This is a genomic window from Geobacillus lituanicus (assembly GCF_050994965.1).
Lineage (GTDB): Bacteria > Bacillota > Bacilli > Bacillales > Anoxybacillaceae > Geobacillus > Geobacillus stearothermophilus.
Genome location: NZ_CP194773.1, coordinates 1,022,582 through 1,046,076, shown reverse-complemented (window position 1 = coordinate 1,046,076; position 23,495 = coordinate 1,022,582). Strand labels below are relative to the sequence as shown.

17 protein-coding genes, 3 pseudogenes and 1 riboswitch are annotated in these 23,495 nt (G+C 49.7%); of the genes and pseudogenes, 8 read left to right on the top strand and 12 right to left on the bottom strand.

Annotated features, from left to right (window positions below; all coding sequences use genetic code 11):
- Positions 1-80: 80 nt before the first annotated feature.
- Both adhP and adh read left to right on the top strand, forming a co-directional pair.
- Positions 81-1,091 carry an alcohol dehydrogenase AdhP gene (gene adhP, locus ACR1UW_RS05245; protein WP_011230234.1) on the top strand — a complete coding sequence of 337 codons (1,011 nt, stop codon included), beginning with the start codon at positions 81-83 and terminating at the stop codon, positions 1,089-1,091.
- Positions 1,092-1,417: 326 nt separating this feature from the next.
- A pseudogene (adh, locus tag ACR1UW_RS05240) lies at positions 1,418-2,911 on the top strand (aldehyde dehydrogenase); the annotation flags it as partial.
- Between the two features lie 128 nt (positions 2,912-3,039).
- On the opposite strand, the gene ACR1UW_RS05235 reads toward adh, so the two are convergent.
- The 5 genes and pseudogenes from ACR1UW_RS05235 to ACR1UW_RS05215 all read right to left on the bottom strand — a co-directional run bounded on the left by ACR1UW_RS05235 (position 3,040) and on the right by ACR1UW_RS05215 (position 9,257).
- The gene (locus ACR1UW_RS05235) at positions 3,040-4,698 is read right to left on the bottom strand and encodes an IS1634 family transposase (RefSeq protein WP_011229657.1); all 1,659 of its coding nucleotides are present in this window, start codon (positions 4,696-4,698) and stop codon (positions 3,040-3,042) included.
- A gap of 165 nt (positions 4,699-4,863) precedes the next feature.
- Entirely contained in the window at positions 4,864-6,234 is a 1,371-nt protein-coding gene (locus ACR1UW_RS05230; RefSeq protein WP_498934786.1) for a sigma-54-dependent transcriptional regulator, read from the bottom strand.
- Positions 6,235-6,376: 142 nt separating this feature from the next.
- Positions 6,377-7,750, bottom strand: a complete 1,374-nt coding sequence (locus ACR1UW_RS05225) for an IS1380-like element ISGsp2 family transposase (protein ID WP_012748994.1) — start codon at positions 7,748-7,750, stop codon at positions 6,377-6,379.
- A gap of 92 nt (positions 7,751-7,842) precedes the next feature.
- Positions 7,843-8,103, bottom strand: a pseudogene (locus ACR1UW_RS05220) (histidine kinase); the annotation flags it as partial.
- 5 nt (positions 8,104-8,108) lie between these two features.
- Entirely contained in the window at positions 8,109-9,257 is a 1,149-nt protein-coding gene (locus ACR1UW_RS05215; protein WP_498934784.1) for an iron-containing alcohol dehydrogenase, read from the bottom strand.
- Positions 9,258-9,620: 363 nt separating this feature from the next.
- Here ACR1UW_RS05215 and ACR1UW_RS05210 point away from each other — a divergent pair.
- Positions 9,621-9,746, top strand: a pseudogene (locus ACR1UW_RS05210) (DUF1572 family protein); the annotation flags it as partial.
- 44 nt (positions 9,747-9,790) lie between these two features.
- Here the strand turns inward: ACR1UW_RS05210 and ACR1UW_RS05205 are convergent.
- The 4 genes from ACR1UW_RS05205 to ACR1UW_RS05190 are packed head-to-tail and all read right to left on the bottom strand — an operon-like array spanning position 9,791 to position 13,529.
- Positions 9,791-10,864, bottom strand: a complete 1,074-nt coding sequence (locus ACR1UW_RS05205; protein WP_050368317.1) for an ABC transporter substrate-binding protein — start codon at positions 10,862-10,864, stop codon at positions 9,791-9,793.
- A complete protein-coding gene (locus tag ACR1UW_RS05200) occupies positions 10,865-11,668 on the bottom strand; it encodes an ABC transporter permease (RefSeq protein WP_050368316.1) in 804 nt (267 codons plus the stop codon).
- The gene (locus ACR1UW_RS05195; RefSeq protein WP_033010565.1) at positions 11,665-12,474 is read right to left on the bottom strand and encodes an ABC transporter permease; all 810 of its coding nucleotides are present in this window, start codon (positions 12,472-12,474) and stop codon (positions 11,665-11,667) included. The genes ACR1UW_RS05200 and ACR1UW_RS05195 overlap by 4 nt, the downstream gene beginning before the upstream one ends.
- A complete protein-coding gene (locus tag ACR1UW_RS05190; RefSeq protein ID WP_498934780.1) occupies positions 12,471-13,529 on the bottom strand; it encodes an ABC transporter ATP-binding protein in 1,059 nt (352 codons plus the stop codon). Before ACR1UW_RS05190 ends, ACR1UW_RS05195 begins: the two co-directional genes overlap by 4 nt.
- Positions 13,530-13,589: 60 nt before the next feature.
- Here ACR1UW_RS05190 and ACR1UW_RS05185 point away from each other — a divergent pair, with 60 nt between their 5' ends.
- From ACR1UW_RS05185 to metH, 3 genes are all read left to right on the top strand, one after another.
- Positions 13,590-13,742 carry a hypothetical protein gene (locus tag ACR1UW_RS05185; protein ID WP_157807507.1) on the top strand — a complete coding sequence of 51 codons (153 nt, stop codon included), beginning with the start codon at positions 13,590-13,592 and terminating at the stop codon, positions 13,740-13,742.
- 68 nt (positions 13,743-13,810) lie between these two features.
- A riboswitch (SAM riboswitch) is annotated at positions 13,811-13,913 on the top strand.
- 69 nt (positions 13,914-13,982) lie between these two features.
- The gene (locus ACR1UW_RS05180; protein ID WP_498934778.1) at positions 13,983-15,830 is read left to right on the top strand and encodes a bifunctional homocysteine S-methyltransferase/methylenetetrahydrofolate reductase; all 1,848 of its coding nucleotides are present in this window, start codon (positions 13,983-13,985) and stop codon (positions 15,828-15,830) included.
- Positions 15,823-19,233: a methionine synthase gene (metH, locus tag ACR1UW_RS05175; protein WP_498934776.1), complete on the top strand. Its 3,411-nt coding sequence runs from the start codon at positions 15,823-15,825 to the stop codon at positions 19,231-19,233. Before ACR1UW_RS05180 ends, metH begins: the two co-directional genes overlap by 8 nt.
- 155 nt (positions 19,234-19,388) lie before the next feature.
- Here the strand turns inward: metH and ACR1UW_RS05170 are convergent, their stop codons facing one another.
- Positions 19,389-19,808 carry a type II toxin-antitoxin system VapC family toxin gene (locus ACR1UW_RS05170; RefSeq protein WP_020754586.1) on the bottom strand — a complete coding sequence of 140 codons (420 nt, stop codon included), beginning with the start codon at positions 19,806-19,808 and terminating at the stop codon, positions 19,389-19,391.
- A gap of 24 nt (positions 19,809-19,832) precedes the next feature.
- Positions 19,833-20,126, bottom strand: a complete 294-nt coding sequence (locus tag ACR1UW_RS05165; protein WP_013523104.1) for an AbrB/MazE/SpoVT family DNA-binding domain-containing protein — start codon at positions 20,124-20,126, stop codon at positions 19,833-19,835.
- Positions 20,127-20,356: 230 nt separating this feature from the next.
- Here ACR1UW_RS05165 and ACR1UW_RS05160 point away from each other — a divergent pair, with 230 nt between their 5' ends.
- Complete coding sequence (locus ACR1UW_RS05160) at positions 20,357-21,220, top strand: SDR family oxidoreductase (RefSeq protein ID WP_498934773.1); 864 nt, start codon at positions 20,357-20,359, stop codon at positions 21,218-21,220.
- Positions 21,221-21,645: 425 nt separating this feature from the next.
- Entirely contained in the window at positions 21,646-22,203 is a 558-nt protein-coding gene (locus tag ACR1UW_RS05155; protein ID WP_498934771.1) for a hypothetical protein, read from the top strand.
- Positions 22,204-22,468: 265 nt separating this feature from the next.
- Here the strand turns inward: ACR1UW_RS05155 and ACR1UW_RS05150 are convergent, their stop codons facing one another.
- Complete coding sequence (locus ACR1UW_RS05150; protein WP_498934769.1) at positions 22,469-23,488, bottom strand: LacI family DNA-binding transcriptional regulator; 1,020 nt, start codon at positions 23,486-23,488, stop codon at positions 22,469-22,471.
- Positions 23,489-23,495: the final 7 nt, after the last annotated feature.

The window sequence follows — 23,495 nt, the reverse complement described above, 5'->3', positions numbered from 1 at the left end:
TCTTCACCATTATTACTTGGCACGATTTTTGCGTTTCATAGTAGGCGAAACCAAAAAACTTTATAAGGAGATGGTGAGAAATGAAAGCCGCCGTTGTTCACAAATTCAAGCAAAAACTTCAAATTGAAGAAGTGGAGAAACCAAAACTAGGATATGGCGAAGTGCTTGTGAAAATTGAAGCTTGTGGCGTCTGCCATACCGATTTGCATGCGGCTCATGGGGATTGGCCGGTAAAACCGAAACTTCCACTTATTCCTGGTCATGAAGGGGTAGGAATTGTTGTTGAGATCGGTGAGGGAGTGAAATCAATCCAAATTGGCGACCGTGTTGGCATTCCATGGTTATACTCAGCATGCGGTGAATGTGAATATTGTTTAAGCGGTCAAGAAACACTTTGTCCACATCAATTAAACGGTGGATACTCTGTCGATGGCAGTTATGCAGAATATTGCAAAGCCCCGGCCAATTATGTCGCACGAATTCCTAAAAACCTCGATCCCGTACAAGTTGCTCCTATTCTTTGTGCTGGGGTCACAACGTATAAAGCATTAAAAGTTTCAAATGCCAAGCCTGGCGAATGGGTCGCTATTTATGGAATCGGGGGATTGGGCCATATTGCTCTTCAATATGCCAAGGCAATGGGATTAAATGTTGTTGCTGTTGATATCAGTGATGAAAAGGCAGAACTTGCGGCAAAGTTGGGTGCTGATATTACGATCAATGGATTGCAAGAAGACCCTGTAGCAGCCATTCGTGAAAAAGTAGGCGGAGTACAAGCGGCTATTAGCGTTGCTGTAACGAAAAAAGCGTTCGAACAAGCTTATCAATCCGTGCGACGCGGCGGCTGCCTTGTCATAGTTGGACTGCCTCACGATGAACTGCCGATTCCTATTTTTGACACTGTATTAAATGGCGTTACGATAAAAGGTTCGATCGTCGGTACACGAAAAGATATGCAAGAAGCTCTAGATTTCGCCGCACGCGGAAAAGTTCGCCCTATTGTGGAAGCGGTACCATTAGAAAAAATTAACGAAGTATTTGAACGGATGGAAAAAGGTCAAATCAATGGCCGCGTTGTTTTAACAATGTAACACAAAGCAGCAGAAGAACAACCCTAAATTTCCTAGAGGAACGATGGAAAATAGCGATTTTTTCGGCATTGTCTGTTTTTGGTTTAGGAGTGGATTGATATCATAAGGTTTCCCATTTTGAGAAATCGACCTGTTCCACCACAACGCCTATCATCTGCTTTCTAGAAAACATTACGGTGCCTATTATATCAAGCTCTTAGGGGACAATTCCCCCTCCCCTAAGAGCAGCTACTTTATAAGACGCAATGGCCATAAGAGTATATCTGAATGGAAAATAGCTTAATTTAAACATCTTTCTGAAACTTTATGACACAAGGAGGATGCAAATGATTTACAGCAAACCAGGCGAAAAAGATGCAAAAGTTCAATTCAAAACAAGATACGATAACTATATTAACGGAGAATGGATACCGCCTATTTCGGGTCGATATTTCCAAAATATTACACCCATAACAGGAGAAGTATTTTGTGAAGTAGCACGCTCGCAGGCTGAGGATATTGAATTGGCGTTAGATGCAGCACACGCGGCAAAAGAAGCTTGGGGAAAAACATCACCGGCTGACAGAGCGTTGATTTTAAATAAAATCGCTGATCGAATGGAAGAAAACTTAGAAATGTTAGCGGTTGCCGAAACATGGGATAACGGCAAACCGATCCGTGAAACGTTAAACGCCGACCTACCCCTAGCCATCGATCATTTTCGTTATTTCGCTGGAGCCATACGCGCTCAAGAAGGAACAATCAGCCAAATTGATGACGATACGATCGCGTACCATTTTTATGAACCACTCGGCGTTGTCGGGCAAATTATCCCATGGAATTTTCCATTATTGATGGCAGCATGGAAAATTGCTCCTGCGCTTGCTGCCGGAAACTGCATTGTGCTAAAACCAGCTGAACAAACTCCGGCATCAATTATGGTGCTTATGGAGTTGATTGGTGATCTGTTGCCGCCTGGAGTGCTCAATGTTGTCAACGGGTTCGGATTAGAAGCTGGCAAACCATTAGCTTCTAGTCCACGTATCGCCAAAATCGCATTTACCGGTGAAACAACGACAGGGCGGCTGATTATGCAGTACGCTTCACAAAATATTATTCCTGTTACACTGGAATTGGGCGGCAAATCCCCAAACATCTTCTTTCCTGATGTAATGGAAAAAGACGATGACTTTTTAGATAAAGCGATTGAAGGATTTGTCATGTTCGCTTTAAACCAGGGCGAGGTTTGTACGTGCCCTTCTCGTGCTCTCATCCATGAGTCCATTTATGACGAATTTATGGAGCGCGCTCTTGAACGCGTGAAAAAGATTCGAACAGGAAATCCACTTGATACAAGCACAATGATGGAAGCGCAAGCTTCAGCAGAACAAATGGAAAAAATTCTTGCATACATTGATATTGGAAAACAAGAGGGCGCCGAATGCCTAATTGGCGGCGAAAAAAACATAATCCCTGGATTCGAAAACGGGTATTATATCAAGCCAACCGTATTTAAAGGACATAATAAAATGCGCATTTTCCAAGAAGAAATTTTCGGTCCAGTAGTCTCAGTGACAACATTTAAAGATGAACAGGAAGCTTTGGAGATCGCTAATGATACGTTGTACGGCCTTGGTGCCGGGGTATGGACGAGAAACATCAACTTGGCTTACCGTTTCGGAAGAGGCATTCAGGCAGGAAGAGTTTGGACAAATTGCTACCATGCTTATCCGGCCCATGCTGCTTTTGGAGGATATAAACAATCTGGGATCGGTCGTGAAACCCATCATATGATGTTAGCGCACTATCAACAAACGAAAAATTTACTCGTTAGCTACAATCTCACATTTCGCACCCTAACAAGGTCAAAACAAAGGATTTTTTATTTAGTTTTTCAGAATAACTTTTTGACCAACACAACGAGCGATGGCAATCCTTTTTTTACCATCGCTGGTCGTTCCGTATGACGTTACACGTAAATGCTCTCATCCAGCCCCAACCCCTGCAGAATCCTTCGCTGATCAGGGGTAAGGGAGCGATCCAGTGAGCGTTGGATGCGCCCATCCGGCAGCTTGAACAGGACGACGTTCACATATTGAAACAGCTGAAAAATCGCCTGTCCCGTCGGCCGGGTCAGCTTGCGGCCTCCAGGACCCTTCAACGGGTGTTCTGGAGTAATAAACTGACGCACTCGGCGCTGAAAAACGCGGTAAATCGCCAAGGCCAACAGAAACAAATAGCCTAATACTGCGACCCGTTCTGGTTTTTTGACGTAAATCTCATCCGTGAAAAACGGATCTTTCAAAAAAGCGAAGTTCATTTCCACCGAGATCTGCCCTTTATATAGCTTCAAGATCTCTTGGGCATCCATGGGTTGGCCCTTCCATTCCTTCGGAACGGTCGTGACAAGGACAAACCGGGACGCTTTCCGTCTCGCCTGTTCCCACGCGTCTTGGTCGAATTCGACGTCAAGGTGCAAGAAATACAGCGTCTCCACCTCGGGTTCCGCCCCTTTTTTCGGCCGTCCGCGCCGTTTTTTCGGGCGTACGATCTCTTCGACCGCGGCCTCAACCCGATGAAACCGGGGGCGAAGGGACGCCTTGAGGGACGCCAAGGCTTGTTCGGCATCTTCCCGGCAGGAGAAAGGGTGGCGCTCCCAATGGGCTTGTTCCTCGCGAAGAAGCTCCGCTTCTTTGGTTCGTTCTTTTTCGAGCGTCTTTCCTTTTCGCTGGTCGAGCGCACTCGATTCGACGACGATCAGCCGAACGGGGTGGCCTTCATAGGTGGAGGATGTTTCCCATACCCGGTACGTGGCGCCGTTTCTCTCCGCCAGGGTAAAGGGTTCGCTCCACGGGATGTGAGGCGAATCGGCCTCCGCTAATGCCCGTTTCACGATCCGAAGCGACGAAGGGCCTCGGGTGATCAAAAAGGCGTTGGCCGCTTTGGTTTGCGCCAGAGTGTCTTTTGTCATCGCGGCGGAATCGGCCACGTAAATCCATTCGTCTTCCATCTTGGCTTGTTTGAGCTGTTCGTGGACACGGGACAGCACCTCCGGATTCCACGTTTTGTCAGGCAGGTTGCCGTCGTGCACATCGCCGTAAAACGGGATGCCGTCCTCGTTGCCGACCAGTCCGAAGCCGATCTGTTTTTGCCAACGATGATGGCGGTTATAGCCATGTGTGATCTGCAAAGCCTCTAATGAGGCCGATTCATACGCGCCGTAAACCGTCTTGTCCGTCGTATCGGCGTGAAAGGCTCGGAGGGAAAGGCCTTCTTTGCGATAAATGTGAATCAAGCAAGTGCTGATCACCTTGTGAATGTCGGCCTCATACAAGCGGTCGAGATGACGAGCCAAGGCATCGTCGTTCAACCAGGAAGGATGGAGACCGGGACGGATGAGTTTCTCTAGATCGATCTCCTGAGCCCATCGTTCCACGTGAACGAGGGCTTGCCGGCCGTCAAACAGATTGTAGATGATGGCCTGAACGGCATCGCTGACTCGAGTCTGGCACTGTGGATCAACGGGAACGAGATGGTCAATCAATTGGGGCAGGCCCAGTTTCTTGAATAGGGCACTTATTATATTCAAATAATCATTACGATAGACCTTTTTGACTTGAACGTTCATGAGAGAAAAACTCCTTCACTTTCCTTGTGTGTCAAGGATTCATTCGACATCGGAACGAAAAAATCCTCCCGATTTTCGTTGGGAGGGTGCGAAATGTGAGTACAATCCAAAACCATTAGGATTTTTCTGATCAATCAAGCAACAAAAAGCTGATCCGAAAGCCATTTACGCTTTTGGATCAGCTCCTTTTTCTTTTAATAAATATCTTAATGTTCGTACGGTGATATTTAACCGTTCTGCTGCTTCTTTACGATTTCCTAACGTTTCTTTTAACATTTTCAGTACAAAAGATCGGCCGATTTTCGTTTCTAGTTCTTTCACTGAAGATAATACATGTTCAAGATCTAACCGATCACTGTTTCTCCATAGTGCTAGCACACCATTCATCCATTCTTGCAAATAAGCTTCTAAGTCTTCTACTCCATCTTTTGGACTTCGCACGCTATTCGATACTTGCCCTAAATGCAACGGAATCTTAAGCTTCTCCGGCAAATAGTCAAGGGTGATCACCTCTGTTTCTCCTTCCGCTAAAGTTACCGCCCTTTTAACAACATTAAACAATTCTCTCACATTCCCCGGCCAATGATACTGTTTCATACGGGAAATACAGTCCTCTGAAAACGATAGAGGTGTATTTAGTTTTTTTAAAAAATAATCAATCAAAATTGGAAGATCTTCGAGCCGTTCTCGAAGCGGAGGAATGGTAAGTTTCACAACATCTAATCTGTATAATAAATCCTCTCTAAACGTCTTCTCCTCGACTGCTTTTGCCAGATTGACATGCGAAGCAGCAATAATGCGTGTATTCGTTTTGCGGATCGTTTCACCCCCGACGCGAATATACTCCCCTGTTTCTAGCACTCTTAACAGTTTTACTTGCGTCGCGAGAGACGCTTCTCCAATTTCATCTAAAAATAACGTGCCACGGTTAGCAATTTCAAAAATCCCCTTTTTTTCTTTTACCGCTCCTGTGAACGCTCCTTTTTCATGTCCAAACAATTCGCTTTCTAACAGTGTTTCCGAAACAGCGCCACAATTCACCCCAATAAAAGGCTGGTCATAGCGCATGCTCGCGTTGTGGATAAAATGAGCGAGCACTTCTTTTCCAGTCCCCGTCTCTCCTTCAATCAACACGTTCACATTTTTTTTCGCAATTTTATAAGCTAATTTAAGCAAATCATTCATCTCTTTATTTGTTCCAACAATGAAACCGAGCGTCTCAGCCAGCTTATACATATCATCTTGGGATGAAAGAGGACCATCACTTAATAATTCATCGATTAATCGCTCTAACTGTTCAATATCGTCAAACGGCTTTTCAATATAGTCGTTTGCTCCATGTTTAATCGCTTCAACCGCTGTCTTTACTGTGCTATAGCCTGTCATTACAACAGCTTTACAAGAAGGACATGAGCGTTTTAACTGTTTTAATAAATTTAAACCATTTGCATCTGGAAGTTTCACATCGATCCTGAATCCGTGATGGTTGGAAATCAACTTTGATTTTGGTGTTAGTTCTATGGATATATGATCCATACATCCCTTTTTTTGATGATTCCCTGCACCACTTTCATGTTTGAAAACGAGATAAATCCTCTTTTATGGAGATACAAACCAAAAAAGAGACAAAAAAAGTACAGGGGGGAGTGATGGATATGAGTACCCGAACATCTGTTTGTTATCTTGCCTCTTTCCATTTTTGATACACATTCAGTAGGAGTATACTGTACCCACTCCTTCGCGTCAGTTTCATCCAGATCTGTCGTGATCGGCGGACGAGTCGACCTGCCATCGTGATCACCGTCTGAATAATCGTCTTGATGCGACGGCGTTTCACTTTGTGGTGCAACGGATGTCTCGGATCGCTTAATAGATCTTGTCCAATCAGACGAAGAAGATTGTAAACGAAGGCTCCCATGACCAACACGAGCGCATTCGTTTTCATCTTCCCAGATGGAAGCCGCTCTAAATCTAAGTCGCTCTTCAGTTCGCTATGAAACTGTTCGCATGTCGCATGGTCATGATACAACGCGAGCACATCGCTCATTCGAACATGCTCGTATCCTTTGAGCCGCACCCAATAGCTTTCCACTTCATAATCAGGAACGAGCATCAGCTGTCCATTGCGTTCCATCGTTCGTTCCGTCACTTGGGTGACTTGAACGTACGTATACGTGTTTCCATCGATCGCTGCCTTCTGTGGAAGGCATAGCTCATAGGTTTGTACTCCTTCGCTTTGTCCATCATCGACGCGTCTGCCCTTTTGCGAAGCGATCTGGAACCAAAGCGCTTTCGATTCTCGGCGTAAGTTTCGCTTGATGACAAAGTCCACGTCTTCCTTTAGGCATACGTGCACATTCGCTTCTGCATCGTTTCCTGCATCCATGCGAACAAGCAGACGAGATGAAGTCAGTTGACGAGCTCGACGGATAGCGGTGACTAAAAACGAGGGCATGTTGTCTTGCACATGTTGTTTCCCTGGACGCAACTCGGCATGAACGAGATACCCTTCCTTCCCTGCATACGCAAACAACGGTGTAAAACCGTCAAATCCTTTATACGTTCGACTGACTCCTTCTTTTTTCGTATCGGAGTTGTCAAATGGGGAACCATCTATATCAAGGGGAAGCCATGTCGTCTTTCCTTTGGTCCAACAAGGGGACAAAGTGGCATGTCGTTGAATCAACAGACGTATGGACTCCTCCCAAAGAATCGTTTCGGTCATCGGAAGACAAGCGAGCTGATCGAGTCGTTGTCGCAAGGTTGGAGAGGAAGGCACGTGCTGAATCCCCATCGATGCCGAAAAGATATCGTCCTGACGATACGCTTCGATATGATCGAAATCCGTTTTTCCTGTGGCAAGCAAGCCAATCATCGAGCGAATGACATCGCTATGGGAAATGTGCACTTCTCGACGAACCGTTGGAAGCCGAAGTGCGTTTACCCGTTTATCCAGTTTCGTTCGATGGAGTAAGTAGCCAACGAGAGCAAGCCCAGCACTTGGGGTAATCGCTTCATCTGTCAATACAAACCGAATCGGGAAATCTTTCATCATATCACCTACTTGATGAAGAATCGTCAACGTCGTTTTCCCTTATCGTATCAACGGTTTGCGACCATTGTAAAGATGTTTTGTCACGGATTCAGGACTAATTTATGATTTTCACATAACGATAAGCTGATTCGTTCCACTGGAAAAATTGTTTTCAATTTATCCATACTATTTTTCATCATTTCATCCATTGATATATCAATATTGAAGCTTTTTGTAATATCATTAATAATCTCCAACTGCATATTTTTCTTTTTTAACTCTGTAACCATCTTTTTTAATTCTGTGTAATAACTTTTTTTCGAAGATTGAACTCCTGTTAAAAGGCTAATGAGTTGTTGCCGGTCATTCATTTTGTTTACCACGCCTTTCTGAATATTTCCTCAATTTCTTCTACAGTGATATCACGAGGGTTGGTGATCATACATGCGTCATGAAAGGCGACCAAACTCATTTTCCGTATTTCTTCTTGTTTCACTCCTATATCCGATAATCGCTGCGGCACCCCAATATCCTCTGCCAATCGTTTTACATACTCAATCGCCTTTCTTCCCGCTTCCATATAGGACATGCCGCGCGTATCAATTCCGAGAAAATAAGCAATATCAGCAAATTTTTTCGGATTCGCCAACAGATTGAACTCCATCACATGCGGAAGCAATATAGAGTTTATATCCCCATGAAGAAGAGGATGCCTTCCCCCGACAGCATGGGACATGGCATGAACAGCGCCTAAAATCGCGTTGGAAAAAGCCAATCCTGCCTGTAAACTCGCCATTGCCATATTTGCTTTTGCCTCTTGGTTGATTTTAGAGGCGACAGAAGGGCGCAAATATTTTCCTACTAAAGAAATAGCGTTTTGAGCTTGAACGTCTGTAAGCGGTGTAGCTGCTAGACTTACATACGCCTCAATGCCATGCGTTAAAACATCTAATCCTGTTGAGGCAGTTAAATGAGCGCTTTTTGTCGACAATGTTTCTGGATCAATAATTGCAATATCAGGAATAAGAGATCGGGAAATGATCGTCATCTTTTTTTTCTCTTTTGTATTAACAATAACAGAAAATTGGGATACTTCTGATCCTGACCCTGCTGTTGTTGGAACCATCACTTGAGGAGGAAGGGGAAATTGAATTTTATCCACTCCCTCATATTCATGAATTTGTCCACCGTTTGTAGCAAGAATGGCGACAGCCTTTGCGGCATCAATAGAACTTCCTCCACCGATTCCAATGATAGCATCGCATTCATTCTCAAGATATGCTTCACAGCCTTTTTTTACTTCTTCGTCCTTTGGATTTATTGTTACATCACAAAATGTCGCGTATTTTAATCCTGCCTGTCTGCAACTCTTAATGACAACATCGAGCCAACCGGCTTCCGCAACACCTGGATCGCTGACAATCAACACATTTGTCGCACCAAGCCTTAGACAACTTTCCCCTACTTGATGAATGGAACCGTTGCCAAAAATCACTTCGGGCATCACGAACTTATGAATGTTCATCCTCGTGCCCCCTTATTGGCCATCTTCTTTTTATTGCTCAACAACTTTATGTTTTAAGCACTCATTCGACATCTGGATGAAAAATCCTCCTGATTTTCTGCACGAGAAGGAGAAATGGGAGATCAAGACGAAAATCCCTCTATGATTAATGACACACTTGGCAAACATGGTGAGCACTGCCTGCAAACAAAAATCCTGACACTGTCCGACCTTTATAGGACGCAACACCCCGGATATGTTCGTTCTTCTCAATGTCGTTCCAATACAATCTCGTCTACATTCACCGACACATCATTTTAGTACATCGCAACGGCTTTCTCACTTTTACCGTTACCGCACCACCTGTAAGCATACCATTATTCATATCATATCAGACAAATCGTCTATATTATCAAACATCTGAACGCCGATCGCTGGGAGACACTGACCATCCCGAAAAAAGAAGCCGCTCAGCCCTTCTGCCAAAAAAGCGAGCGCCAGTCCTCATGAATGAAGACGGCGCTCGCTTCGTTGGTAAAGGGGACATCGCTTGTTCACTTTTGCTGCATCTTAAACTGCAAAAACAGTTCGTTGTAGTAGGCGAGCATGTGTTTTCCCAAGTTTTCGTACACTTCGAGAGGCCCTGCTGAATCCAAATCGGGGTAGAAGCGGCGATCGCCCGCGATGTCTTTTGGCAAATAGCGAAGCGCCTTTTTATTCGGCGTCGAATAGCCGACATACTCGGCGTTTTGCGCCGCGTGTTTCGGGTCGAGCATAAAGTTGATGAACGCGTGCGCCCCTTCGATGTTTTTCGCTGTTTTCGGAATGACCATGTTGTCAAACCATAAGTTGGAACCTTCTTTCGGCACGACATAGTCGAGCTTGTCGTTTTTGGCAATGATTTCGGCCGCATCGCCTGACCAGACGACGCCGATGGCTGCTTCTTCATTGGCAAGCAGCAGCTTGATTTCATCGCCGACAATCGCCTTCACATTCGGCATGAGCCGATCGAGCTTCCGCTTGGCTTCTTGCAAGTGGGCTTTGTTCGTGTCATTGAGCGAATAGCCGAGGCTGTTTAGCGCCATCCCCATCACTTCGCGCGCCCCGTCGACAAGCAAAATTTGATTGCGCAAGTCCGGGTTCCATAAGTCGTTCCAGCTTGTGATGGTCTTGCCGCCAAGCATCTCGCGGTTGTAGACGATGCCGACCGTCCCCCAAAAATACGGCACGGAATACCGGTTGTGCGGATCAAACGGCAAGTTGAGAAACCGCGGTTCGATATATTGCAAATTGGGAAGCTTTCGGTGATCAAGCGGCAGAAGCAGCTTTTCTTCGATCATTTTGCTGATGGCGTAATCGGATGGAACGGCGACGTCAAACGTTGCCCCGCCTTGGGCGATTTTCGCCATCATCGCCTCATTGGAATCAAACGTTTGGTAAATCACTTTCCACCCTGTCTCTTTTTCAAATTCGCGAATGAGCGCGGGGTCAATGTAATCGCCCCAGTTGTAGACCGTCACCGTTTTGCCTCCGCCGTACCCTTCCGCTTCGTTCAGCCGATGAGTGACAAACATCAGGACGAACGCGGCGATGAACACAGCCGCAAATCCTTGGACAAGCCGTCTCACCTACTTTCGCCCCCCTATCCCGTACAAGCGGCCGCCTTTTCGGCTGAGCACGTAATAGCCGATGACGAGCAGCATCGTAAATAAAAATAGCAGCGTCGACAGCGCATTGATCGATAAGGAAATGCCCTGGCGCGCCCGCGAATAAATTTCCACCGACAGCGTCGAGAACCCATTTCCCGTGACAAAAAAGGTCACGGCAAAGTCATCGAGCGAATACGTGAGCGCCATGAAAAAGCCCGCCCATATGCTCGGAGCCAAAAACGGCAGCACCACACCGGACAGCACTTGCCAATGACTGGCTCCTAAATCTCTAGCCGCATCAATCAGCGTCGGGCTCATTTCTTCCAGTTTCGGCAGCACCATTAACACGACAATCGGCACGCTAAAAGCGATATGGGACAACAGCACGGATGTAAAGCCGAGCTTGATGCCAGCGATTGTAAACAGCAGCAAAAACGAAGCACCGATGATGACGTCTGGGCTGACGATCAGCACGTTGTTGAGGGCGAGAAGAGCGTTTTTCGTCCGTTGCCGCTTGACATAGTAAATGGCGAGCGCCCCGATGACCCCGAGTATCGTCGCAACCGCCGCCGACAACAGTGCGATGACGATTGTATTCAAAACGATGATGGGCAAGCGGTCGTCGGACAGCACGTCGCGGTACCACTTGAGCGTGAACGATTGAAAATCGTGCATCGCCCCGCCGCTGTTGAAGGAATAATACATCAAATACACAATCGGCATATACATCACGGCAAACACGACTAACAAGTACACACGTCCCCATGCCTGCATCCGTTTCATCGGCTTCCCTCTTTTCTTCCGCTTCCTGTCAGGACGACGATGACCGCCATCGCGATCATTAACACAACCGCGATCGTCGCCCCCATCCCCCAATTTTGGGTGACAAGAAAATGCTGTTCAATGGCAGTGCCGAGCGTAATGACGCGGTTGCCAGCGACAAGGCGTGTAATCATAAACAGCGACAGCGCCGGGATGAATACCGCTTGGCAGCCGGCCTTCACTCCGCCAAGCGTGAGCGGAAAGACGACACGGCGGAACGTCGTCCAAGCCGAAGCGCCCAAATCGCGGGCGGCATCGACAAGCGATGGCGGCAGCTCCTCCAGCGCGTTGAAAATCGGCAGCACCATAAACGGAATAAAAATGTACACCGACACAAAGACAAAACTGAAATCGGTGAACAACAGCTGCCGCGGCCCGACGCCCAGCGCTTTCAACAAATCGTTGGCCAGCCCGTACGTGCCGAACAGCCCTAAAAACGCATACACCTTCAGCAGCAAATTCACCCACATCGGCAAAATAAGCAACAACAGCCATAGCTGCTTGTGCCGCGTCTTCGTCAGCCAATAGGCGGTCGGATAGCCGATGAGCAGCGACACAAGCGTGATTAAAAACGCATACCAAAACGAATACGCCATCATTTTCAAATAAATGGGCGTCCACACGGATTTGTAGTTGGACAACGTCCAATGGCCGTCAAGATCCAAAAACGATTCATACACCAAAAAGACAATCGGGGCCACGACAAACAGCACAAGCCAAATGCCATAAGGGATTAAATACCAGTTCCGCCACGCCCGTTCCGTCATGCGTCCTCATCCTCCTTTTCGAGTCGCATGACGTGAATCGCTTCCGGTTCAAAACGAAGGCCGACCGTTTCCCCGACTTCGGCCTTTTTCGTCGAATGGACAAGCCATTCGTTTCCGTTTTCGTCATAGCCGCAAATTTCATAATGGACACCGCGGAATAAGAGCGAATCGACGCGGATGACGATCTGCCCGTCTTCCGGCGCCGCGAGCTCCAAATCTTCCGGGCGGATGACGACATCGACCGGTTCGTTTGGCGCGAAGCCGCGGTCAACACACGCAAACTGTTTGCCGGCAAATTCGACGAGGAAATCGTCGATCATGCGCCCTGACAAAATGTTCGATTCGCCAATGAAATCGGCGACGAATCGATTGACAGGCTCGTCGTAAATGTCTTTCGGCGTCCCAAACTGCTGAATTTTTCCTTTATTCAGAACAAAAATGTAATCGGACATCGCCAACGCTTCTTCTTGATCATGCGTGACAAAAATGAACGTAATCCCTAAGCGGCGCTGCAGTTCGCGAAGTTCATACTGCATTTCCGTGCGCAGCTTCAAATCCAAGGCCGATAGCGGCTCATCCAAGAGCAACACTTCTGGCTCATTCACAATCGCCCGCGCAATCGCGACGCGCTGGCGTTGGCCGCCGGACATCTCTTGAATGCGGCGGCGCTCATAGCCTTCCAAGTTGACAAACCGGAGCGCTTCGCTCACTTTTTGGCGGATGTCCGCTTCTTTCATCTTTTTCACGCGCAAGCCAAATGCCACGTTTTCAAACGCATCGAGGTGAGGGAACAACGCATAGTCTTGAAAAACAGTGTTGACTTGCCGTTTGTTCGGCGGGACGTTTTGAATCGGCTTCCCGTGGAAATAAATCGTTCCTTCCGTCGGTTCGATAAACCCGGCAATCAGCCGCAAAATCGTCGTCTTCCCGCACCCTGACGGGCCAAGCAGCGTATAAAACTTCCCGCGCTCCATCGCAAAACTGACATCATCCAGTACGGCTGCGCCGTCGTATTCCTTCGTCACTCGCTCGAAGCGGATGATTTCTCCGTTCACTTTCAGCCCCCCATCTTCTTGATGTTCACTATTCCTAATTAGAACATAGGAGAGTAGAAAGTGCAACGGAAAAATATGCTTTCCGCCATGTCGGCGACTAAAAAACAAAAAGCGGCTGACTATTCCGCAGAACAGCTTCCAATTTTGCCCGCAATGCGGAAAGCCGCTGTCTCATTGATCGTTTTTTCAAATTTCCTTGCTTCACCGTATTGAATAATTTCAAAAAATACATTAAATTATATAGTAATAGTCAAGACGAAATAAACAACCGCATACGGACATTCTTATCAAGAGAGGGGGAGGGACTGGCCCGGTGAACCCTCAGCAACCTGGCCCGCGGCCAAGGTGCTAAATCCAGACAGGCAACAGCCTGGAAGATAAGAAGAAGCGAACGAAAAGTCTTCTTCTTAGAAGGCTTTTTTCTTTTACTACAACGAAATGGGGGAATCAAACGTGGGGCTGCTCGATGAGTTGAAACAACGCATTCTCATCGCCGACGGAGCGATGGGGACGCTGTTATATTCGCATGGCGTCGACCGTTGTTTTGAAGAATTGAATCTATCGAATCCAGACGAAATCATTCATATTCATGAAGCGTATATCGCGGCGGGCGCCGATGTCATTCAGACGAATACATACGGCGCCAACTATGTGAAACTCGCGCGCTACGGCTTGCAAGACGAGGTGCCGACGATCAATCGCGCCGCTGTAAGACTGGCGAAGCAAGCAGCCAATGGGGGGGCGTACGTGCTCGGAACGATCGGAGGGCTGCGCACGTTAAACAAAAGCGTCGTCACGCTCGAAGAAGTGAAACGGACGTTTCGCGAGCAGCTGTTTGTGCTGCTTGCCGAAGGGGTTGATGGTGTGCTGCTGGAGACGTATTACGATTTGGAAGAGTTGGAGACGGTGCTTGCCATCGCGCGCAAAGAGACGGACTTGCCGATTATCGCCCATGTGTCGCTCCATGAAGTCGGCGTTTTGCAAGACGGCACGCCGCTCGCGGACGCCCTTAGCCGCCTGGAGGCGCTCGGGGCCGATGTTGTCGGGCTCAACTGCCGGCTTGGTCCGCACTATATGATTCAGTCGCTTGAGGAAGTGCCCCTGCCCAATCGCGCATTTTTGTCGGCGTATCCGAACGCGAGCCTCCCGGATTACCGCGACGGCCGGCTTGTCTATGAAACGAACGCGGAATATTTTGAAGAGGCGGCCAAAGCGTTCCGCGATCAAGGGGTGCGCTTGATCGGCGGGTGCTGCGGCACGACGCCGAAACATATTGAGGCAATGGCAAAGGCGCTCGCCGACCGGACGCCGGTGACGGAAAAAACGGTGAAGCGGCGCACGGCATCTGTATCGGTGCAAGCCGATCGGCCCGCGCCGACTCCGCTTCCCGAGCTCGCCCGCACGCGCCGCTCGGTCATTGTCGAACTCGATCCGCCGAAGCAACTCGGCATTGACAAGTTTCTCGCTGGGGCGAAAGCGCTCCATGACGCTGGCATCGACGCACTGACGTTAGCTGACAACTCACTTGCCACGCCGCGCATCAGCAACGCCGCCGTCGCCACTATCGTGAAAGAGCGGCTCGGCGTCCGCCCGCTCGTGCATATTACGTGCCGCGACCGCAACTTGATCGGCCTGCAGTCGCATTTGATGGGCTTGCATACGCTCGGCATCACCGACGTGCTCGCTATTACCGGCGACCCGTCGAAAATCGGCGATTTCCCGGGAGCGACGTCCGTGTATGATGTGTCGTCATTCGATCTCATCCGCCTGATCAGCCAATTCAACGAGGGATTATCGTACTCGGGCAAACCGCTTGGGCAAAAAACGAACTTCTCGATCGGTGCGGCCTTCAATCCGAACGTCCGCCATTTGGATAAAGCGGTTGAGCGAATGGAGAAAAAAATTCAATGCGGCGCCCACTATTTCTTGACCCAGCCGGTTTACTCGGAAGAAAAAATCGTGCAAATATACGAAACAACGAAACATCTCGCCACGCCGATCTACATCGGCATTATGCCGCTTGTGAGCGCGCGCAACGCCGAGTTTTTGCACCATGAAGTGCCGGGGATCACTCTGTCGGACGAGATTCGCGCCCGCATGGCCGCCTGCGGCAGCGACCCAGTAGAAGCGGCGCGCGAAGGAATTGCCATCGCCAAATCGCTCATTGACGCGGCGTTTGATTTGTTTAACGGCATTTATTTGATCACGCCGTTTTTGCGCTATGACATGACAGTCGAGCTCGTCCGCTACATCCATGAAAAAGAAGCGGCCGCCAAAGAAAGGAAGGTTGTTCATGGCTAACATCACCTTAGAACAGCAGCTGCAGCGAAAAATTCTCGTCATTGACGGCGCGATGGGGACGATGATCCAAAGCGCCAACCTATCAGCCGCCGATTTTGGCGGCGAGGCGTATGAAGGGTGCAACGAATATTTGACCCTCACCGCCCCGCCTGTCATCCGCCGCATTCACGAAGCGTATTTGGAAGCGGGCGCTGACATCATCGAAACGAACACGTTCGGGGCGACGCGCATTGTGCTCGATGAATACAACCTCGGTCATTTGGCGCTTGAGCTGAACATCGAAGCGGCCAAGCTCGCCAAACAAGCGGCGGAGGCGTTCTCCACCCCGGACTGGCCGCGCTTTGTCGCCGGGTCGATGGGGCCGACGACGAAGACGTTGTCGGTGACAGGCGGCGCGACCTTTGAGGAACTCGTCGCCGCCTATGAAGAACAAGCGCGCGGGCTGCTGTTGGGCGGCGTCGATCTTCTGTTGCTGGAGACGTGCCAAGATACGTTGAACGTAAAAGCCGGATTTCTCGGCATTTCCAAGGCGTTTGAAGCGGTCGGCCGCCGCGTGCCGCTCATGATTTCCGGCACGATCGAACCGATGGGCACGACACTCGCCGGGCAGGCGATCGATGCGTTTTTCATCTCGGTGCGCCATATGAAGCCGATCGCCGTCGGCTTAAACTGCGCGACCGGCCCGGAGTTTATGACCGACCATTTGCGCACGCTCGCCTCGCTTGCGGACACGGCGGTCAGCTGCTATCCGAACGCCGGGCTGCCGGATGAAGAAGGCCGCTACCATGAAACGCCGGAGATGTTGGCAGAGAAAATCCGCCGCTTTGCCGAAAAAGGATGGATCAACATCGTCGGCGGGTGTTGCGGCACGACGCCGGACCATATCCGCGCCATCGCCGAAGCGGTGCGCGGCATCCCGCCGCGGGCGATCCCGTCTTCGTTTGACGTCCACGCCGTCTCCGGCATCGAGGCGCTCATTTATGATGAAACGATGCGCCCGCTCTTTGTCGGCGAGCGGACAAACGTCATCGGCTCGCGCAAATTCAAACGCCTCATCGCCGAAGGGAAATACGAAGAAGCGGCGGAAATCGCCCGCGCCCAAGTGAAAAACGGCGCCCATGTCATCGACATTTGCCTCGCCGACCCAGACCGCGACGAACTCCATGACATGGAACAGTTCGTCCGCGAAGTCGTGAAAAAAGTGAAAGTGCCGCTTGTCATCGATTCAACCGACGAGCGCGTCATTGAACGCGCCCTCACCTACTCGCAAGGAAAAGCGATCATTAACTCGATCAACTTGGAAGACGGCGAGGAGCGGTTTGCGAAAGTCGTTCCTCTCTTGCACAAATACGGCGCCGCTGTCGTCGTCGGCACGATCGATGAACAAGGAATGGCGGTCACCGCCGAACGGAAGCTGGAAATTGCCTTGCGTTCGTATGACTTGCTCGTTAACCGCTACGGGGTGCCGGCGCGCGACATCATTTTCGATCCGCTCGTCTTCCCGGTCGGCACCGGTGATGAGCAATACATCGGCGCGGCGAATGAAACGATCAAAGGCATTCGCCTCATTAAAGAGCAACTGCCGGAGTGCTTGACGATGCTCGGCATCAGCAACGTCTCGTTCGGCTTGCCGCCGGCCGGGCGCGAGGTGCTCAACTCCGTCTTTTTGTACCATTGCACGCAAGCTGGGCTCGATTATGCGATCGTCAACACTGAGAAGCTTGAGCGGTTCGCCTCGATTCCGGAAGAGGAAGTGCGGATGGCCGAAGCGCTTTTGTTTGACACGAGCGATGAAACATTAAACGCCTTTATCGAATTTTACCGAAGCAAAATCACCGCCGCCAAGCCGGCTGAGGAGAACTTGAGCCTTGAAGAGCGGCTCGCCCGCTACGTTATTGAAGGGTCGAAAGACGGGCTCATTCCCGATTTAGAGAAGGCGCTTGAGACCTACTCCGATCCGCTGTCGATCATCAACGGTCCGCTTATGGCCGGCATGGATGAAGTCGGGCGGCTGTTCAACAACAACCAGCTCATCGTCGCCGAAGTATTGCAAAGCGCGGAAGTGATGAAAGCGGCCGTCGCCTTTTTAGAGCCGTATATGGAAAAGAAAGAAGGAAGCACAAAAGGAAAAGTCATTCTCGCCACCGTCAAAGGCGATGTCCATGACATCGGCAAAAACTTGGTCGACATCATTTTAAGCAACAACGGCTACGAGGTGATCGACCTCGGCATTAAAGTCGCTCCGCAGCAACTCATTGAAGCGGTGCGCGAACATCAGCCCGACATCATCGGGTTGTCGGGCTTGCTTGTCAAATCGGCTCAACAGATGGTCGTCACCGCCCAAGATTTGCGGCAAGCGGGCATCTCAACGCCCATTTTAGTCGGCGGCGCCGCCTTGACGCGCAAATTTACCGAAAACAAAATCGCACCCGAGTACGACGGCGTTGTCTTGTACGCGAAAGACGCCATGGACGGGCTTGCCCTTGCCAACCAAATCCAGCAGGGCGAGATTGACTACAAGAAAAAAGAAACGGCCGAAAGCGAGCCGACGCGGCCAACGGCGGTCGCCACCGCGTTCAAATCGAACGTCTCGACCGACGTTCCCGTCTACATCCCGGCCGACCTCGAGCGCCACGTGCTGCGAAACGTGCCGCTTGACCATGTGTTGCCGTACGTCAACTGGCAAATGGTGCTCGGCCACCACCTCGGCTTGAAAGGAAAAGTGAAGCGGCTGCTTGAAGAACGGGACGAAAAAGCGTTGGCGTTAAAAGCGGTCGTCGACGAACTCGTTGCCGAAGCGAAAGAACGCGGCTGGATTCAACCCGCCGGCGTCTACCGCTTCTTCCCTGCACAAAGCGACGGCAACCGGGTTTACATTTACGATCCGACTGACGGCAAAACAGTGCTCGAGATGTTCGACTTTCCGCGCCAACCGCGGGCGCCGTATCTTTGCCTCGCCGATTATTTGAAATCGAAAGAAAGCGGCGAAATGGATTACGTCGGCTTGTTCGCCGTCACCGCCGGGCATGGCGTCCGCGAACTCGCCCAACAGTGGAAAGACGAAGGCGAATTTTTGAAAAGCCATGCCATCCAAGCGTTGGCGCTCGAGATTGCCGAAGGGTTCGCTGAACGAATCCATCAAATTATGCGCGACCGTTGGGGCTTCCCGGACGACCCGGATTTCACGATGGAAGAGCGCTTTGCCGCCAAATACCAAGGCCAGCGCTACTCGTTCGGCTACCCGGCCTGTCCGAACTTGGAAGACCAAGAGAAACTGTTCCGCCTCCTTCATCCAGAAGACATCGGCATCCGCCTCACCGACGGCTATATGATGGAACCCGAAGCATCGGTTTCGGCGATCGTCTTCGCCCATCCAGAAGCGCGGTATTTCAATGTCTTATAAGCGGGAAACGAGCTGGACTATGCGAGCCAGCTCGTTTGCTTTTTACGCACCAATCCTTGGCCGCGGAGATGTTTCCCGTTTTTTAGCAAAAAAAGACGAGGAATTGGCGATCTAGGAAAATCGCGATGTTTGTTCAAGTGTCAACCATCATTGATTCAAATGATGGATTCAGGCATATAGCATTCCACGCCAAGCCGACGAAAATCTTTTTCGTTCCAGGTGATGATCCCTTGGATGGATGCAGTGTGCTGCGCCAGCGCCGAAAGATACGCGTCAGCAAAATCGACACTGCAACGGGCGTAATCGTCCAATGCCTTTCCAACAACTTCTTTGTCTATCGTCTTAATACAAGAAGCCTCCATGATTTGCTTCAGCTTACTTGCGATTTCTCCTTTCGTATACCCGTACCGTTTCGACTCGAGCACCCAGCAGCATTCCGCCACGACAAGAGGATGCAATAGGAACGCAAATTCACCGTTGACCGCCTTTTCAAATACCCGATAGGCAACCAAAGATTGTTCTTCATCGTCATTGGTTAAAAAACGAATGATGATGTTCGTATCTAAAATATACACCTTTCATCCTCTTCTCCCTATCATCTACTCCTCGTTCTTTTCCCTCTTGGACATCCGTTCCTCTTTCGCCTGTTTGCGAATATCCTCCCATGTCATCGGACGACTGTCCCCCCTAGGCGGCATGGTGCCGAACAAAGATAGCAACGCATCTTTCTTTTTCACCTTTAACGTCACCTCTTGATTTTCCCCATAAACAAACGCGACTTGGTCTCCCGGTTCTGCCCCAAGCACTTCTCTGATCTTCATTGGAATCGTCACTTGATGTTTCGAAGAAAGTGTGGAGTAATACGTATACGTTTCATGTGAGGATGGCTTCATCACAAATCCTCCTTCCCTCTTTGCTAATCATTTTATCTTTGCTTAATCAAAAAGTAAAGATTGTCTAATCCCCCAAGACTTCTATGGCAAGAAACGAAAAAACAGAAGAGAAAAACATGTTTCCCAAATTTCCAGATCTATTCAACAGCACGGTCCATCCCCTCTTCACACATAATTCCCCTCCTCCGTCCCATACTAACGATGACAATACATGCTAAGGAGGAACAAACATGGTCACAAAGCAACAAACAACGCTGCCCCCGCAGCACCAGACGCGCCAGCCCGGCCTGCAAACGGAGATGAACCCGCAGCCGGTCACGATCAAAGATAGTTATAAAGGAAGCGGCAAGCTCAAAAACAAAACCGCCATCATCAGCGGCGGCGACAGCGGCATCGGCCGCGCGGTCGCGGTTCATTTCGCCAAAGAAGGGGCCGATGTGGCGATTCTCTATCTCAACGAACATGAAGATGCCGACGAAACGAAACGGCTCGTCGAACAGGAAGGAAAACGGTGCTTGGCCATCGCCGGCGACATCGGCGATGAAACGTTTTGCAAAGAAGCGGTGAAACAAACAATCGAAGCGTTCGGCAAGCTCGATATCGTCGTCAATAACGCCGCTGAACAGCACCCGCAGCCGAATTTTCTCAACATCACCGCCGCGCAGCTGGAAAAAACGTTTCGCACGAACGTATTCGGCTACTTTTTCCTAACGAAAGCGGCGCTCCCGCACTTAAAAAACGGAAGCGCGATTATTAACACCGCTTCGATCACCGCCTACGAAGGAAACGAACAGCTCATCGACTACTCGGCGACAAAAGGCGCGATCGTCGCGTTCACCCGCTCGCTCGCCAAAGCGCTCGTCGGCCAAGGCATCCGCGTCAACGGCGTCGCCCCAGGCCCGATTTGGACGCCGCTCATCCCGTCGACGTTCAAAAGCGAGCAAGTCGCCACATTCGGCGCCAACACGCCGATGAAACGTCCCGGCCAACCGTGCGAAGTCGCCCCGTGCTACGTCTTTTTGGCGAGCGATGAGTCGTCGTACATGACCGGACAAATGCTTCATGTAAATGGCGGCAAGTTCATCAGCGATTGACCGTGACAGCCACTGGCGCCAAACTTTTTTAACAAAATCGCGTTACCTTTTCTCACAAAAATATGGCGTGATTGTAAAAAAACGAGTACGATAAAGCTACGATGTTCCTCTACTTCTTTACAAGGTGCCCCTCTTCTCTCCACCCGTCCCGAATGGGGCGGGTGTTTTCTTTGACCGTGAAAGGCGAACGGAGAATGCCTCTGACCAATTGAGCTTTTGTGAATCGTCCCCATCTCTCCTTGAGTGTACGTTGTCTATGACCGAGGCTTCATTTTTTGCAAATCGGATCATCAATCGAAAGAAACATAACGTACCAATCTCCACATCTTGAAAAACTTGTGCCTTCCTTGATTCATGAGATATGAAGGTGTCATCAAACTTTTTGTATAATTTGTATCATACGATATCTGTAAAACAGATGAGCCATGCGTAAAGGACTAGTTCCCTTCACACAAAGGACGGGGGATAGAAGGTCGATACATTTTGATGACAGCTTCTTCCCGTCAGCCCATATAGTGTTTGAAAGGAGAGAAATCATGAGTCGCTCGCTTGTCATAAAAGGGAGTGTGGCTGGCCTGGTGTCAGGCATATGGCTTGGCTTGTTTTTTAAAATGCTTGAGACATATTGGAACATCAAACTGTATACGCTGCTTCTAAATATCGACTATGTCCCCGTTTTCAATCGCTTTGCTTTTCCGGAAGCGGTCGAGTTTTCTTTTCATTTACTTATATCGATCATATTGGCAGTAGGCCTTTTCTATGTTGCGGTCAAGCAACAGTGGACCAATAAGCAAATGTTGATCCGCATTCCCATTGTTTGCTTTTTGCTTGGTCTGCTCCTTTATCCGACAACCGCGCTGTCAGAGCGAACGCCGCCCTTGACCTCAGGCGTGGCGCTCCTTTGCTGGCAAATCGGGCATCTTTTCTACGGAGTCATAGTAAGTTTTTTCTATATGAAAAAAGACCGGAAGATCCAACGATAACTAAATGATAATACGGGAACATTCCCTCTCTCCTCCCCGCAAAACAAGGATTAACCTTCTAGGAGGCTGGTGATTTAATCCTAGATACGGCTTTTCCATCTCATTTCTCAACTAGAAAATGTTGCATCGATCCTAATTTTCACGCGTTTCCCCATTGATGAAGGGAATCAGCGGTTTTTCACCTGCCTTCTAAGTTCTATGTAGAAATAGAAAAAGATGCCCGTCCATGCGACGGACACCTTTTCCCCAATAGCGCTTCCTTGATCTACCGCCTCGCACACGACCCCCGTTCCACGAGCCGGTGCGGGATGATGATGCGTTTGATCGGTTCATTCGGGTTGGTGATTTTCTCCATTAAACTTTTCGCCGCTTCGTAGCCGAGCTGAAAAATGCCGATGTCAACCGACGTGAGCGGCGGACGCGACATTTCGGCGAGCAGCGTGTTGTTGAAGCTGACGATCGAAACATCTTCCGGGACGCCAAGCCCCATTTCATCAAGCGTTTTCAAGATGCCGAGCGCCATGAGATCATCGACGACGACAAGCCCGGTCGGCGGCTCAGGCAACGAAAGAAGCTCCTTCATCGCCTCTTGGCCGCCTTCCTGCAAAAATTCTGCATGGACGACGTATTCCGGCCGGTACGGAAGCCCCGCCTCCTGCAAGGCCGCGGCGTAGCCGGTTTGGCGGTCGACGGTCACCAAATATTGCGGATTGCCGCCGACAAACGCGATGCGTTCGTGCCCGCGAGCGATCAACCAGTTTGCCGCATCTTTCCCCGCCTGGACGTTGTCGTTGTCGACATGGGTCACTTGTTCCGCTTTTTGGTTCGGTTTGCCGATGACGACGAACGGAAAGCCATGCTTTAACAAGTACTTCATGAGCTTATCGTTTTGCCGTGAGTAAAGCAAAATAACGCCATCGACGCGCCGTCCTTGCAGCATCTCCACGACTCGCTCGTAAATGTCGTTCTCTTTCTCTCCGGTCGACATTTGCAAAGCATATCGCTTTTCATGGGCGGCTTTGCTGATGCCGCGGATGACTTCCGGGAAAAACGGGTTTTGCAGCGCTTGGTCGGCGGAGCTCGGCATGACGATGCCGATCACTTGCGTCATTTGGCTCGCGAGGCTGCGAGCAATAAAGTTCGGGTGATAGCCGAGCTCTTTCATCGCTTCGCGCACCCGCTGTTTCGTCTTCTCGCTGATGCGCGGGCTGTCGGCGATGACGCGCGAGACGGTTGACGGCGCAACGTTCGCTCGTTTCGCTACATCTTTAATCGTAACGGTCATAAGATCC

What these genes read in the sequence shown, in the direction of transcription:
- ACR1UW_RS05215 (WP_498934784.1), bottom strand. Translation starts at nt 9,257, where the DNA reads ATGAACATTCATAAGTTCGTGATGCCCGAAGTGATTTTTGGCAACGGT.
- ACR1UW_RS05200 (WP_050368316.1), bottom strand. Translation starts at nt 11,668, where the DNA reads ATGAAACGGATGCAGGCATGGGGACGTGTGTACTTGTTAGTCGTGTTT.
- metH (WP_498934776.1), top strand. Translation starts at nt 15,823, where the DNA reads ATGGCTAACATCACCTTAGAACAGCAGCTGCAGCGAAAAATTCTCGTC.
- ACR1UW_RS05225 (WP_012748994.1), bottom strand. Translation starts at nt 7,750, where the DNA reads ATGAAAGATTTCCCGATTCGGTTTGTATTGACAGATGAAGCGATTACC.
- ACR1UW_RS05235 (WP_011229657.1), bottom strand. Translation starts at nt 4,698, where the DNA reads ATGAACGTTCAAGTCAAAAAGGTCTATCGTAATGATTATTTGAATATA.
- adhP (WP_011230234.1), top strand. Translation starts at nt 81, where the DNA reads ATGAAAGCCGCCGTTGTTCACAAATTCAAGCAAAAACTTCAAATTGAA.
- ACR1UW_RS05165 (WP_013523104.1), bottom strand. Translation starts at nt 20,126, where the DNA reads ATGAAGCCATCCTCACATGAAACGTATACGTATTACTCCACACTTTCT.
- ACR1UW_RS05155 (WP_498934771.1), top strand. Translation starts at nt 21,646, where the DNA reads ATGCGTAAAGGACTAGTTCCCTTCACACAAAGGACGGGGGATAGAAGG.
- ACR1UW_RS05195 (WP_033010565.1), bottom strand. Translation starts at nt 12,474, where the DNA reads ATGACGGAACGGGCGTGGCGGAACTGGTATTTAATCCCTTATGGCATT.
- ACR1UW_RS05230 (WP_498934786.1), bottom strand. Translation starts at nt 6,234, where the DNA reads ATGGATCATATATCCATAGAACTAACACCAAAATCAAAGTTGATTTCC.
- ACR1UW_RS05160 (WP_498934773.1), top strand. Translation starts at nt 20,357, where the DNA reads ATGGTCACAAAGCAACAAACAACGCTGCCCCCGCAGCACCAGACGCGC.
- ACR1UW_RS05150 (WP_498934769.1), bottom strand. Translation starts at nt 23,488, where the DNA reads ATGACCGTTACGATTAAAGATGTAGCGAAACGAGCGAACGTTGCGCCG.